The 13,630-nt window shown below is 47.3% G+C and carries 13 protein-coding genes; all 13 read right to left on the reverse strand.

Annotated features, from left to right (window positions below; translation table 11 throughout):
* Position 1 precedes the first annotated feature (1 nt).
* Positions 2 to 946, reverse strand: a complete 945-nt coding sequence (locus BC351_RS11300) for an ABC transporter substrate-binding protein (RefSeq protein ID WP_079411888.1) — start codon at positions 944 to 946, stop codon at positions 2 to 4.
* Between the two features lie 206 nt (positions 947 to 1,152).
* Positions 1,153 to 2,151, reverse strand: a complete 999-nt coding sequence (locus tag BC351_RS43330; protein ID WP_144028353.1) for a helix-turn-helix domain-containing protein — start codon at positions 2,149 to 2,151, stop codon at positions 1,153 to 1,155.
* A gap of 194 nt (positions 2,152 to 2,345) precedes the next feature.
* Positions 2,346 to 3,389, reverse strand: a complete 1,044-nt coding sequence (locus BC351_RS11310) for an LLM class flavin-dependent oxidoreductase (protein ID WP_079411890.1) — start codon at positions 3,387 to 3,389, stop codon at positions 2,346 to 2,348.
* A gap of 823 nt (positions 3,390 to 4,212) precedes the next feature.
* Positions 4,213 to 4,434, reverse strand: coding sequence for a hypothetical protein (locus BC351_RS11315; protein WP_079411892.1), 222 nt, complete (start codon positions 4,432 to 4,434; stop codon positions 4,213 to 4,215).
* A 56-nt stretch (positions 4,435 to 4,490) separates the two neighbouring features.
* Positions 4,491 to 5,489: an LLM class flavin-dependent oxidoreductase gene (locus BC351_RS11320; RefSeq protein WP_079411895.1), complete on the reverse strand. Its 999-nt coding sequence runs from the start codon at positions 5,487 to 5,489 to the stop codon at positions 4,491 to 4,493.
* Between the two features lie 89 nt (positions 5,490 to 5,578).
* On the reverse strand, positions 5,579 to 6,076 hold the full coding sequence (locus tag BC351_RS11325) for a GNAT family N-acetyltransferase (RefSeq protein ID WP_079411898.1): 498 nt from the start codon (positions 6,074 to 6,076) through the stop codon (positions 5,579 to 5,581).
* Positions 6,077 to 6,095: 19 nt separating this feature from the next.
* Entirely contained in the window at positions 6,096 to 7,241 is a 1,146-nt protein-coding gene (gene solA / locus BC351_RS11330; protein ID WP_279628336.1) for an N-methyl-L-tryptophan oxidase, read from the reverse strand.
* A 32-nt stretch (positions 7,242 to 7,273) separates the two neighbouring features.
* Positions 7,274 to 7,984 (reverse strand): amino acid ABC transporter permease, encoded by a 711-nt coding sequence (locus BC351_RS11335; protein WP_079411902.1) that lies wholly within the window; start codon positions 7,982 to 7,984, stop codon positions 7,274 to 7,276.
* A 9-nt stretch (positions 7,985 to 7,993) separates the two neighbouring features.
* Positions 7,994 to 8,692, reverse strand: coding sequence for an amino acid ABC transporter permease (locus tag BC351_RS11340; protein ID WP_079411905.1), 699 nt, complete (start codon positions 8,690 to 8,692; stop codon positions 7,994 to 7,996).
* On the reverse strand, positions 8,693 to 9,556 hold the full coding sequence (locus BC351_RS11345) for a transporter substrate-binding domain-containing protein (RefSeq protein ID WP_079411907.1): 864 nt from the start codon (positions 9,554 to 9,556) through the stop codon (positions 8,693 to 8,695).
* A gap of 132 nt (positions 9,557 to 9,688) precedes the next feature.
* Positions 9,689 to 11,740 carry an ABC transporter ATP-binding protein gene (locus BC351_RS43880; RefSeq protein WP_079411910.1) on the reverse strand — a complete coding sequence of 684 codons (2,052 nt, stop codon included), beginning with the start codon at positions 11,738 to 11,740 and terminating at the stop codon, positions 9,689 to 9,691.
* A 15-nt stretch (positions 11,741 to 11,755) separates the two neighbouring features.
* Positions 11,756 to 12,649: an ABC transporter permease gene (locus tag BC351_RS11355; RefSeq protein ID WP_079411912.1), complete on the reverse strand. Its 894-nt coding sequence runs from the start codon at positions 12,647 to 12,649 to the stop codon at positions 11,756 to 11,758.
* A gap of 34 nt (positions 12,650 to 12,683) precedes the next feature.
* Positions 12,684 to 13,610 (reverse strand): ABC transporter permease, encoded by a 927-nt coding sequence (locus tag BC351_RS11360; RefSeq protein WP_079411915.1) that lies wholly within the window; start codon positions 13,608 to 13,610, stop codon positions 12,684 to 12,686.
* Between the last annotated feature and the right edge of the window lie 20 nt (positions 13,611 to 13,630).

A 13,630-nucleotide genomic window follows, 5' to 3' on the forward strand; every position in this document is an offset into this window, starting at 1 on the left:
TCTAGCCTTTTTTCTGTTTATCCAAAATTAGCTGCCCAAGCTTGTCAACTAATGCCATTCGCCCCAGCGCCGTATACGAATAATTATAATTATCGACATTCGTAATTTTGTAAATGTTCTTGTTCTGTACCGCCTTCAGGCTGCTCCAAACCTGGGAGTCGCTCATTTTATTTTCACTATTTTCCATTAAAATCAAATGATCGGGATTGATCGCGGATAATCCTTCCAAAGTGATTTGAACGCCGCCCCATGCTTCTGGCTCTGGAATGCCTGCTGCCCGCTTTATGCCCAGCTCCTTATAGATAAGCTCTGCTGTTCCTGTCGAGGAGTAAACGACCAGATTTTGGGGATAAGTTTCAATGATAGCAAAAGTCTCGTCCTTAAGAACTGGCTCTAATTTCTTTGTCCAAGCTGCTAGTTTGGTTTCGTATTCCGCCAGCCATTTGTCTTTCTTTTCTTCTTCTCCCAGAAGCTTGGCTAGAAAGGTCAACCGGTTTCTCCACTCATAATAGGGGTGAGGTACAATAACCGTTGGCGCTATTTTTGATAACTGATCATACATTTCTTGATTAAACAAGCTGCCAAGAATAATTAAATCCGGATCAACCGCTACTACTGCCTCCATACTGACGGGCTCTCCGTACCACCCAATATTGGCTGTATCTGTTCCCAATCGGTCCTTCAGCGTGGGAGAAAACACATTCCGGTTCCCAAAATCAGCATTCGCGGAGGCAACCGGCTTCTTGCCTAGGATCACTAGCTCCTCCGTTGAGCCCGATAGATCGGCAATACGTTTGGGATTTATCGGAACACTGACCTTCTGGCCATTTGGATTTTCAATTACCTGCAGGTTGGAAGGCTCTTTCCCTCCGCTTGTTTGTGAACTCCCGCATCCTGCCAACAGCACAATGCAGCATACAATAGCGAATCTAATAACGATTTTCATTGACTTTCTCCTCTCAGTATCTCTTCCTGCTGTACAGCCAACGCCTCAAACTAAAGATAATAATAATCATTATCAATTGAACTTGAAAAAAAAGTCCGTTTTTCTTTAGCCATTGTCAGCACTCGCAACCTACTATCTCACATAAGTTCATGAAGCAGATACCCCAATCGGGAGTAAAAAGACACGAAAACGGATTGAATACGTGCTTAACGCCGCAGATGCCGGAAATACTCCGAAGGATTAACGCCGAATTTTCTTTTGAAATGTTCCGAGAAATGACCCGCTTTCCCAAAACCAACCGTATAGGCGGTCTCCGTAATCGTCAATTGCTCATCTATCAGCAGCCTATAAGCGGCTTCCAGCCTTTGATCAATCACGTATGCATAAACGGGCATACCAAACAACAGCTTAAATCCTTTCTTAAGCTTGAACTCGTTGAGACATACGCGCTGCGCGAGTGCTGCCAGACTTGGCGGGGAAATCAGATTTGCATCCAATATGTTTTTTGCGCTTTGAAGGCTTGCCATGTCCGTTCTGGAGAGTCCCGATATGGAAGCAGCGGCTTTCTTCTCCAGCAAAGATTCGCTTGCATACACAGCAATCAACTCCATGACTTTTCCTTCCAAATAAATACGTTTGATATCGTCTTGGTACTGACAATGCGTAATCTCATGAACAATGCGGTTCATTGCGGGCGTCGATTGACTGTTATAGAACAGTCCGGAATTTGCGCTTAGCCAAGATGACATTTTGTGCAAAGGCAGATGCTGCAGCGCTCCATTCGATGCGATGTGATTGAATTTAATCGTCAATCCCTGAAACCGTTGGTTCCTATCATACAGACAGCTATTGCTTGCTTCACTGTTGCCATAGGCAGACACGCCGCCAGCGACAAGCCCGAACTCCCCCTTCCTCCCCTCGACACTCCAGCGAATGCTCTCGCCAAGGCAAAATCCAAGGTTCAGGCTGTTTCCACCTTCTTTACTGCTCATATGCATATTTTCATGAAAAGTCACATCACACATAACTATTTCCAAATAAGAGTTCGTTTGCACCCGCTGCCAGTAGCCTTGACCTAATTGTTCAGGCAGCTTGACGATCTGATCGAATGAATACGTTTGATACATCTGATTCAACTCGCCAGTAAGTTCACAGTCCTTATTTGCTGTATTGTCAATTAGACACCATCTCTCAGCGCTTCCCATTTCAAATACCTCGCTTCATGTTCCATAAAAGTTATATCCCTGACTCCAATTATAGGTCATATTGAATCGATGTACATGGACATTATCTACCCTCTCAGCGCGCAAAAAGGGCTGCCTCAAAAGTCGAAAATGACTGTGAGGCAGCCTGCTGGTGCCGCGTTAACGGTATGGGCGTCTAGAACGTAATGGTCAGATCACTTCTGTATTGCCTTTCGCACAGCGGGAGCAATCTCCGTTGCCAATCTTTCAATGTTCTCCGCTACTTTATGAAATGGCATCCCGCCCATATCCAATTGGGCCATGAATCGCTGATGTCCAAATAACTCGTACTGACGCAAAATTTTTTCAATAATCTGCTGCGAGCTTCCAACAAACAACGCAGTCTCATCTCCAGACAGCCGTTCAAAATCCGCTCTTGAAATATCATTTCCCCAATAATTAATATGATAGGGATAGAATTCATCTCTCGCCTTCTGAGTTGTTTCAGCAATATAGACATGCCCGGTTACTCCTACCTTCAAATCTGCGGGTGCATGGCCAGCTTCATAAGCAGAAAGCCGATATCTATCTACAAGCGGCTTGAACCGAATCGGATCGCCTTCAAACACCACTAGCGCTAGTCCAGTACCAAATCTGCCGGCCCTTGCAGCACTTTCTAGACTTTCTTGAACGCCGATCCATAATGGGATACTTTTCTGAACAGGTCGCGGCGAAATTTCAGCGTCGAGAAATTCGGAGCGAAAACGCCCCGTCCAAGTAACCCTTTCATGGGCACTCAGCTCTCGAAATAAATGGATATTTTCTTCGAACAAATCATCGCAATTGTCCAAATTATAGCCAAATAGAGGGAAAGACTCTATATAGGCACCGCGCCCCGCCATGATTTCGGCGCGTCCATTGGATAAAAGATCAAGTGTTGCAAAATCCTCGAATAGACGTACAGGGTCTACCGTATTGAATATAGTTGCAGCACTGGTCAGTTTAATTCTCTTGGTAACTTGCGAAATTGAAGACAAGACCATCTGCGGCGATGATACTGCATAGTCCAGACGATGATGTTCGCCAACGCCAAAAACGTCCAGCCCTGCTTCATCTGCCATTTTCGCCGCTTCTATGATTTCGTTCAGCCGCTGTCTTGCACTGATACTTATCCCTGTATGTGGATCTGATCTTAAATCTGCTAATGTATATATCCCAAATTCCATGCCTGAATGATCGATCTCGGGCTCTGCCTTCATAGCTATTTCCTCCTAACACCCCATTAACGACCAAGAATGATCCAATATTTATTTAATCGCCATAACCTTCTTCAAGATGCTGATCATACATAATATTCTGTTTTTTCAAATGGTTACTGCTTATGCATACATAATCTGAAGCTTTAAAAGGTTAAGAAAGTTCTAGGCAACAAGAAAGCAGACCCTTTAGCCCTTTAGTCTCCCAGTAGGATTCAACTGCCCCCCAACCCTATTGCCAAATTCCATTGGAATAACTCCAGTGTTATCGGGTTTCGGAAGGTGAACATGCTACTTTGACTGGAGTTTATCCAGTGAAATGCAAAAAAACGCCTTCCTAGAAGTGCACACGCAAATTTAACTGGAATAACTCCAGTGTTATCGGGTTTCGGGAGGTGAACATGCTACTTTGACTGGAGTTTTTCCAGTGAAATGCAAAATCCACCCACCTAAAGACAGATGATGCCACCTGTGGCTCCGCTCACCATGTTCGCGGTCGAGACAGCTATCGTCCGAAGGGATGGATGTGGGGTTCCAACCGCTGTTGAAATCGTGTTTTTTGAATTTATTATGCGGTATAAACACGATTTCAAAGGCGACCCACCGCAAAGCGCCTTTCCACCCTCACCCCCATCCCACTTCTATTCTACTTTGTGCTGCCTTCCACTTCTTTGTTCTTTTCCAAAAATTTTGAATAAGGGGTAAGCTTCGCTCACCCAAACCCCAAAACATATAAATTATATGTAAACAAAGGAGCTAAGCGTACAAGCCGCTTAGCTCCTTTGTTTTTCCAATATGCCATATGTTCATCAGCGAAAGAGCATCGCTATACTTTGGGCTTCTGCCCTGTGACACGAACAGGACGCTCCACCCAGTTATCACGATTCATCCGCTTTACTTGATTTATCGGATTCTTAAGATCAATAATTTCAACGGACTTGCCTTCTTCTTTCAAGGTAGCCACCAGCTTCTCTTTGTAGCTTGTTCCGGGCGCCGGTCCACCGCCGCCATTCCGTTTTCCTTTGTTCCACACTCTGCCTTTACTCATTTCACCACTCCATTTTTGTTTTAAGTGTAAAGGCAGACGACAAAAAACGCAAATATTTACTGGAATACCTGTGCTAACAAGCGATAAGAATGGACGCGCGCTTGCACATCATGAATCGGCGAAACAACCATAATTTCATCTGCTTGATACGCCTCATTCAGCTTCAGAAGCTCCGCCTTTACCTGCTCCGGCGTACCGACAACCCGCTTATGCTGGCGTCCGCGAATAAGACTCAAATCCGACTCTGTGTACGGATAATTCATTGCGGTCTCCACCGAAGGAAAAGACGGCAGCAGCGCACCGCGGCCCAGCGAAAGGAAGAACAAATCCGTGCTCGTCGCCAGTCGTTGGGCTTCCTCTTCCGTATCTGCGCAAATGACCATGACAGCCGCCAGCGAATGAGCTTGGTCATTCAAGATCGAAGGCTTGAAGTGCTCACGATAGATTCGCAGCGCTTGCTCGCAATCGGCATTGCCAAAAAACTGCGCAAAGCCAAAAGCAGCTCCTTGATCTGCGGCAATTCTGGCGCTGTCATAGGAGGAGCCTAACAGCCACACGTCAGGTGCTGTAGCAATGACAGGCGATGCATGCAGCCCAGCGAAACGATGGTTCCCTGGCAGCGAATCGTGGAGATAGCCTGTCAAATCCGCTACCTGCTGCGGGTATTGATCAACGCTAGTGTATTTGCCCTCTTGGAGAGCTCTCGTCGAGATAGGCATTCCCCCAGGTGCGCGTCCAAGTCCTACATCAATACGGCCAGGATGCAGCGCCTCAAGCAAGCGGAAATTTTCCGCTACTTTGTAAGCACTGTAATGAGGCATCATAATACCGCCCGAGCCTAAGCGAATCCGCTTCGTTTTGGCTGCCAAATGAGCGATAAGCACCTCCGGACTGGAATGCGCAAGCGCTTGTGATGCGTGATGCTCAGATACCCAGTACCGTGTATAACCAAGCTCATCGGCAACTTGAGCCAGTTCTGTCGTTTCAACCAGCGTCTGTGCAGCCGTGCGTCCTTCTCCTATTTGTGATTGGTCCAATATCCCCAATTTCAACATCTAAATCACCTCTGAACTAACTGTAACATAATGAAGCACAGAATAGCAAAAAACAGTCATGCAGAAGCACACGACTGTTTCATTTTCTGTTATTGCGCGATATCTGCATGCGAGAACAACGTCTTTTTCATAAAAACCAAGGTATCAGTTTCGCCCAGCGGTCTCTCAAAAAAGGCGGCATAGCCTTTGCGCTCATACATCGGAAGCAGCCACGGATGCTTCTTCGACGTTGCCAGTACAACGCCCGCTGCCAGCAGCGTATCTCGGACAATAACTTCCTCCACATAGGCAAGCAGCCGGTTGCCGACTCCTTGATTTTTGAAAGCCGGGGCGACAGCAAACCAATACAGAAAAGGCAGCTCTGTCAGCTCAGGGAGGTTTTTCAAGGAAAGTGTTGCCGCAATCGAACCGTTGATCTCCAAAACATAGCTCGTATTCGCCGCCAAATTCTCACGTATGTCCTCAATACCCGCATTCGCTGCTTTAAACGTTATGCCTAACTCACGAATCGATGCATAAGCGTCATGAATCACGTTGAATTGTTCCTCAGCGTCTTCGATTGTTGCTAATCGATATATTTCGCTCATTTTCTAACCACTCCTATCTCTACACAGCTCTCTCTTCTTGAAATCGGGATATCGCAAAAGATGACATATCGAATGCCGTTTTACCCTCTTGGGCCAGCTCCGATAATATTTCACCGACGACGCTGGCGAATTTAAAGCCATGCCCAGAGAAGCCTCCCGCAACAAGAACATGATGATAATTGGGATGATGGTCAATAATGAAGTCCTCGTCAGGTGTCATTTCGTATTTGCAGACTGCCGAGCGAACGACTTTCCCTGCTGCCTGCGGCAGAAAAACTTCCAATGCGCGCCTTAGATCGTTCTCGTCGTCCGCATAATGTCCAAACGGCTCGAAAGTCTGTCCCGGCTTCCACAGCTGCCCCGCATCGTGCCGGCCGATCTTCACACCAGAGCCGTTAATGCTTGGAAAACCATAAAACCCGCCATGCTCCGCGCCAAACGTAAATCCCGGAAACCTGGACGAATCATACAAGGATTCATCAGATTGGAACCACGCAACCGCTTTGCGAACGGAACGAATCGGCAGCTCGATCAGGTCTGCCAGCTCACTGAACCAAGCTCCAGCCGATACAATCAGCTGATCGGCATGGTAAGTACCGTCCAGGGTATGTACCGTCACGCCACTTCTCCCTACGTTAACTTTGGACACCTGCGTGTTCACCAGAAGTCTGGCACCTGCGGCGAGTGCCTGCTGACGATAAGCTCGCACACAAGCTTCGCTTTGCAAATAACCGGCCTCCTCCTCATACAGTCCCACATAACCATCGGGGGGACGGACGCCAGGCCAACGTTTGCGGATTTCATCCGCAGCAAGCAGTTCAACCTTTAGTCCAAAGTCAGCTGCTGTCTGCCGCTTATTTCCCAGATTAGCAGATACTGCTGCGCCCATATTCAGCACGCCGCTCCGTACTAATAATTGCTGCCCACTTGCTTGTTCGAGATCCGTCCACAGTTTATCAGCCCTTAGCGCCATAGACGAATACACCGCATTACCTGAGTAGGCATGCCTAATTAATCGGGTTTCCCCGTGGTGACTGCCGGACACATGCGGAGGATCGAATTTATCGATGAGCAGCACTTTCACTTTATTTTTTGCCAAATAGTATCCTGCACTCATCCCCATCGATCCAGCACCAATGATAATTACATCATATGAGGTTGGTATATGTCCTCACCCCTTTTCCATTACTAATCAAATCATACAACACCGCCACGATTATAGATCGTAACTTTTTTCTCCAAAAAGGCCGTAAGCCTTTCCGCCAGCAGTGTCAGTCCCCAATAAATAAAAGCAGCAGCAATATAAGCCTCCAGAAATTTCAAGCTGACAGAAGCAACGATACTGGCTTTGCCAAGCAGCTCCATCTGTGACACAGTAAATGCCAGCGAAGACGTATGTAAAAAGCCCACAAATATGTTGCATAAGTTAGGTAAAATAACGCCTATTGCCTGTGGGGCAACGATTCGCCAAAGCGCTTGCGGGGTGGACATCCCGATGGCATAGGCCGCTTCAATTTGGCCTCGATCAACCGATAGAATGCCTGAACGAATAATTTCCGACATATAAGCCCCTGCCGTGATCGAAAACGCCGTCAATACGATCAGCAAAGACGGGATGGAAGACGATTTGAAGCTCCACCCCCAATAAGCGGACAATCGATCAATGATGAGCGGAAGACCGAAGTAAATAACGAAAATATGCAGCAGGATCGGCGTCCCTCTAAGAAACGATACATAAAAATCCAGCAATCGATACACATACTTCACCTTATAAATGCGGGCAAATGCCGTCAATAAGCCGATGCCAAAGCCAATCACAAGCGGAATAAAGGTAAGCACCAGCGTCAGCGGCAGCGCCTTTAAAATCTCGAAAAATGATGTGTAAATAAAATAAATATCGATTTTCATCTTCTCACCTCACCCCGTTAACGGACGATCATGTCTTTGCAGTCTGAACTCGGTTATCTTAAATACTTTTTCCAAAATAATTACCGTTGCGTAATAAATAATCGTTAAGCTAAGGTACACTTCCAATGTGTGCGCCGTGGCTGCAATCAAGGTTTGCCCTCGTCCCATCATATCCATGACGCCGATAGAAAACGCTAGCGACGTATCTTTCAGAAAGCCGATCACCGAGTTCGTAAAGTTAGGAAAGAAAATCAGCAGCGCTTGAGGCACTACGATCCGTGTAAACGATTGTTTGCCAGTCATCCCTACCGAATAAGCAGCTTCCGTCTGTCCCCTATCGACAGCATTGACCGCTGCGCGGATATTTTCAGATTTAAAAGCAGCTATACTAAGACCATACGTGATGATGACGAAATAGATCGGGTCCCATCGCGAAATGTTGATATGGAAGATCTCCAGCAGCATCGGCAGTCCATAAAAGATAAGAAATAGCTGAATCAGAATTGGCGTCCCCCGGATAAACGAAACATAAACGATGGATATCTGGTTTAACACCGGAATTCGGTAAAGACGCGTTAAGGCAATAAGTGTGCCCAAGATGAGACCTAATGCCAGAGAAGCAACCAAAATGAGCAAGGTTAACGGCAAGTACACCAGCAGCTTAGGAAGGAACTCTACAACAAGAGAAATATCGAATGACTTTCCCATCTAATTCCCCACAGTATAGTCGGCTCCCAGCCACTGCGTACTTAATTTACTAAGCGTACCGTCCGCTTTGATCGCTTTCACAGCCTCATCAATTTTCTTTTTCAATTCTTCGCCATCCTTGCGCAAAATAAAATACACTTTGGAGTTGGATAGTGGCTCACCCACCGTTTTCAGCTGGGCATCCACCGACTTATTGACGAAATCAATCGCAAACTGCGTGCTGATGGAAGCGTCAGCGCGCCCTTGCTTAATGAGTGTTTTGGCATCTTCGCCTGCTCCTGTGTAGATGATATTAATGCCGGTATTATGTTCCTTATTATACTTTTCGGCTAGTACTGCCGCGTTGCTCGTCGCCGTGACCAGCAGCTTTTTGCCTTTGAGATCATCGATCGACTTCACGGTGTTATTGTCTTTGTGAACGATAATTTTGTTAGGGAAAATATTATAGGCTTCATCATTAAAAAGGAATTTCTGCTTTCTCTCGTCGTTGACTTCCATCTGATGGGCAATGAAATCTATTTTATTCGTTTCTAGGCTGAGCAACAGATTTTTGAATTCCATCGTCTTCAATTCAAATTCATATTCCGGCAATCGTTTACCGATTTCTTTGACAAGCTCTACATCATATCCAGTGAGATTGCCTTTGTCATCAATAAAGCAAATGTTGGGGAATTGCGTTCCTGTCCCTACTACAATTTTTTTAACTGCTTTTGGTGCTGCCGCGCTTGCCTGCGTGCCTGTTGCGGAAGCTGTTGCAGCGGCCGAAGCTGCGGGTGTTGTGCTGGCTGTTTTCGTTTGCGCGCCACAGCCTGCTGCGAATGCTGCTGTAAGAATAAGGGATGAAAGTACGGTTATTTTTTTCATAAGAAAATTCTCCTTTGTATAAAGCTGATTTATACTTCATTATTCCAATGAATTAACTATGTATTAAGCCGAAAAAGAAAACGGGCGTCCCCCGTTGCATGCCTGTCTTACTATGTACAATTTCTTACTAACTCACAAAGGATAATGACATGCTGTCCAGTGCTCATCCCGGATCTGGATTAGCTCAGGCTGCTCATCTCTGCATCTGGCCGTTGCCGCTGGACAACGGGTATGGAATCGGCATCCTGACGGAGGGTTGGCCGGAGAAGGTATTTCCCCTTCGATCGCCAGCCACTCGCGTTTCCTTGTCGGATCGGGGGAAGGAATCGAGGAAAGCAGCCCCTTCGTGTAAGGGTGGGCAGGATGAAGAAACAGCTCTTCACTTGGTGCGATTTCGACCAGTTTGCCTAAATACATAACACCGATACGATCCGAAATGTGGCGAACAATATTCAAGCCGTGAGCGATAAAGAGATACGTTAAGCCTAGTTTTTTCTGCAAATCCTGCATCAAATTAATAATTTGGGCTTGGACGGAAACGTCCAAAGCCGATACCGCCTCATCTGCCAGAATAAATTGCGGCTGCAGGGCAATCGCTCTGGCAATCCCAATACGCTGTCGTTGACCGCCGGAAAACTCATGTGGGAACCGATCATAGCTGGAACGGCTTAAACCAACTAGCTCTAATAACTGTTCCACCTTCTCGCGTTTCTCCGTATGACTGAGCGTATCGTGGATATCAAAGGGCTCTCCGATAATATCGCCAACTTGCCAGCGCGAGTTCACTGAACCGTAGGGATCCTGGAAGATGACCTGCATATCTCTCCTTGCGGCCCGCAGCTCTTTGGTTGAAAGCTTGGCTAAGTCCTGTCCGTCAAAGCGAACACTGCCTTCTGTCGCTCTTTCCAATTGCAGCAGCACTCTGCCCAAAGTCGACTTGCCACTGCCCGATTCTCCGACCAGACCGAATGTCTCTCCTTTTTTAATATGAAAGGAAACGTCTTCCACAGCGCGAATAGCTGCCTTCGAACGGTGAAGCTTGCCTTTCCCAATCGGATAAAATTTACTTAAGCCCTGCACCTCAAAAAGCGTCTCGCGAACTGCCCCCTGTTCGATCAAGGTGTCTGGCTGACTTATCGCAGCCTCCGAATTCCTTGGAGCTATGACAGGAGCTTCCTGTGCTCCAGCTTGCGGCTGCCACTCTTCGCGTTGAACCAGCTCTTCCGCATGCCAGCATGCCGTTAATCGGTCATTCACTAGCTGCAGCAGCGGACTTTCCTGCTCACAACGTTCCGTTGCATAAGGGCATCGCGGATGAAATCGGCAGCCAGCAGGCAAATCGGATAACGGAGGGATCGTGCCCTCAATGGAAAATAACCGGGAAGAACGATCGCTCTCCATCGTAGTAATGGAGCGCAGCAAGCCTCTCGTATACGGATGATGCGGCTTCGTAAACAACTGCTGAACGGTAGCTTGTTCCACGACCTGACCGGCATACATCACAATAATACGGTCCGCCATTTCGGCGGCAATCCCCATATCGTGGGTAATCAGCAGAATGGACATGTTGAATTCCACTTTCAGCTCTTGCAGCAGGTGCAGGATTTGCGCTTGAATCGTGACATCAAGCGCAGTCGTCGGCTCATCTGCGATAAGCAATTGCGGCCCGCAAGCAAGTGCCATGGCGATCATCGCTCGCTGCAGCATCCCGCCTGACATTTCATCTGGATATTGTTTCATGCGTATTTCTGGCTCAGGAATGCCGACACGCTGCAATAAATGCACAGCCCTTTCCCATGCTTGCTGCCTGTTGCCTTGCTTATGCTGGATGATAACCTCCATAATTTGGCTGCCAACGGTAAAGACAGGATCAAAAGCAGCCATCGGCTCTTGAAATACCATCGCCATCTTCTTACCACGCAAGGCTCGCAGCTCTTTTTGCGGCAATCGAGTCAAGTCATCCCCGTCAAGCCAGATGCTTCCGCCGGCGATTTTCCCGTTCTCATAATCGATTAAACGCATCACGGATTTCGAAGTGACCGATTTGCCGCTGCCGGATTCACCAACAAGACACACCGTTTCCCCTTCGCCAATGGTCAGAGACACGTCCTCGATAGCCTTAAGCGCGCCTTGTTTGGAAGTAAATTCCACACTTAAATTTGTAATTTCGAGCAATTGCTTCACATGCCTGCCTCCCCGTTATGACTTTCTCTGTTTCGGATCCAAGGCATCGCGCAGTTTATCTCCGATTAGATTGACCGACAGAACGAATAGGGTGATCGCAAGACCTGGATACGTACATATCCACCAGGCAACCGTTAAATAACCTCTGCCTTGGGATAATAATGTTCCCCAATCCGGAATTTCCTTCAGCACGCCTAAGCCTAAGAAGCTTAAGCCAGCTCCAATCAAGATGGATGACCCTAGTCCAATGGTCGACATGACCAGAAGCGGTGACCAAGCATTGGTCAGAACGTGCCGGAAAAAAATTCTCACCTCAGAAGCGCCGATAGAGCGTGAAGCCGTGATGAAGGAACGATGCTTAATGCTGATGATTTGGCCTCGCATAACTCTGGCATACTGTGGAATCGAAGCTGCGGCTACAGCAAAAACCAAGTTAACTAGATGAGGTCCCAGCGCAGCAGCGATAGCTAAAGCCAGCAGAATTCCGGGTATCGTCATCAGCACATCAATAATTCTCATACAAATCGTGTCTATCACGCCGCCCACATAACCGGATACGGAACCAATGATGCCTCCGATCAGACCTCCGGTTAGAACAGATGCAAAGCCGATAAACAAGGAGTCGCGACTGCCATAAACAACAACACTAAAGATATCTCGGCCAAAATAGTCTGTTCCAAACAAGTGAGCTTTGCTCGGCGCTTGCAGTATCTGATCGGTCAGCATTGCCGTTGGCGCATACGGCGCAATCCATTGCGGGAAAACCGCACAACCGATGATGCCTAAAGTCACGATAACAGCGAGATACACAAGGATTTCCGAAGGGTTCAGCTTGCGGGTTACTTTTGGCAAGCGAAGCTGCCAGTTCCCCTTGTGCCAGACAGCCCTTGTGGACACGGCTTCTTTCATGATCATTCTCCTCTCTGAGGTGATTCCTCACGCTTTATTGTGTTCTTCGAACTCGGGGATCAATGAAAACGTAAGAGATATCAACAAGCAAATTAACCAAGACATAGATGATAGCTGAGAAAAAGACAACCCCTTGAACAACGGGCAAGTCCTTGGACATAATAGCATCCGCTAATATTCGGCCGATCCCTTGCCTTGAAAACACCGTTTCGATAACAACGGTTCCTGCCAGAAGATCTCCGATATGGATTCCGATAATCGTCACCGCTGGAATTAAAGCGTTGCGAAGGGCATGTCGGTACATCACTAGTTTCTCAGACAACCCTTTGGCTCGCAGCGTTACAATGAAATGCTCATTGATAACTTCCAGCATCGAGTTGCGAACCATTCGGACGATAAATCCAGCTCCTACAAAGCCAAGCGCAAGTGAAGGCAGAACGAGCGTAATCAGCCCTTTGGACCCCATCGCCGGGAACCAGCCCAAGGATACGGAGAAGATAAGGATTAAGAGAATGCCAGACCAGAAGGTAGGCATCGAAATTCCGAACAAACCCACAATGCGAGCGAGGACATCGATCAGACGATTGCGGTGAATGGCTGAAAGCACCCCAAGTCCTACACCCACAACGGTTGAAATCAATGTGCTTGCTAGCGTTAATGCCAAAGTCGCTGGCAGATGCTTCATAATTTTGGGCAGCACCGGCTCGCTGTTAAGCAAGGACTTCCCGAAATCGCCATGAAGGATCGCTAGAAAGTAGTTGCTAAACTGGATATAGAACGGCTCGTTCAATCCTAACTGGTGCCTTAAATTCGCAATCGCCTCCGGTGTCATAGAGGAAGGATCAATCATGGAGAGAACAGGATCTCCCGGAAGCAGATAGAGAATGCTGAAAACAAGAACCAAGGAACCGAGAATGACTAGCAAGGAAACTGCAAGCCGTTCCGTTATTATCCTGCCCATCGCGATTAGCTCCTCTTTTC

Source organism: Paenibacillus ferrarius, from assembly GCF_002027705.1.
GTDB classification, from domain to species: domain Bacteria; phylum Bacillota; class Bacilli; order Paenibacillales; family NBRC-103111; genus Paenibacillus_E; species Paenibacillus_E ferrarius.

What these genes read in the sequence shown, in the direction of transcription:
- BC351_RS11300 (WP_079411888.1), bottom strand. Translation starts at nt 946, where the DNA reads ATGAAAATCGTTATTAGATTCGCTATTGTATGCTGCATTGTGCTGTTG.
- BC351_RS43330 (WP_144028353.1), bottom strand. Translation starts at nt 2,151, where the DNA reads ATGGGAAGCGCTGAGAGATGGTGTCTAATTGACAATACAGCAAATAAG.
- BC351_RS11310 (WP_079411890.1), bottom strand. Translation starts at nt 3,389, where the DNA reads ATGAAGGCAGAGCCCGAGATCGATCATTCAGGCATGGAATTTGGGATA.
- BC351_RS11315 (WP_079411892.1), bottom strand. Translation starts at nt 4,434, where the DNA reads ATGAGTAAAGGCAGAGTGTGGAACAAAGGAAAACGGAATGGCGGCGGT.
- BC351_RS11320 (WP_079411895.1), bottom strand. Translation starts at nt 5,489, where the DNA reads ATGTTGAAATTGGGGATATTGGACCAATCACAAATAGGAGAAGGACGC.
- BC351_RS11325 (WP_079411898.1), bottom strand. Translation starts at nt 6,076, where the DNA reads ATGAGCGAAATATATCGATTAGCAACAATCGAAGACGCTGAGGAACAA.
- BC351_RS11335 (WP_079411902.1), bottom strand. Translation starts at nt 7,984, where the DNA reads ATGAAAATCGATATTTATTTTATTTACACATCATTTTTCGAGATTTTA.
- BC351_RS11340 (WP_079411905.1), bottom strand. Translation starts at nt 8,692, where the DNA reads ATGGGAAAGTCATTCGATATTTCTCTTGTTGTAGAGTTCCTTCCTAAG.
- BC351_RS11345 (WP_079411907.1), bottom strand. Translation starts at nt 9,556, where the DNA reads ATGAAAAAAATAACCGTACTTTCATCCCTTATTCTTACAGCAGCATTC.
- BC351_RS11355 (WP_079411912.1), bottom strand. Translation starts at nt 12,649, where the DNA reads ATGAAAGAAGCCGTGTCCACAAGGGCTGTCTGGCACAAGGGGAACTGG.
- BC351_RS11360 (WP_079411915.1), bottom strand. Translation starts at nt 13,610, where the DNA reads ATGGGCAGGATAATAACGGAACGGCTTGCAGTTTCCTTGCTAGTCATT.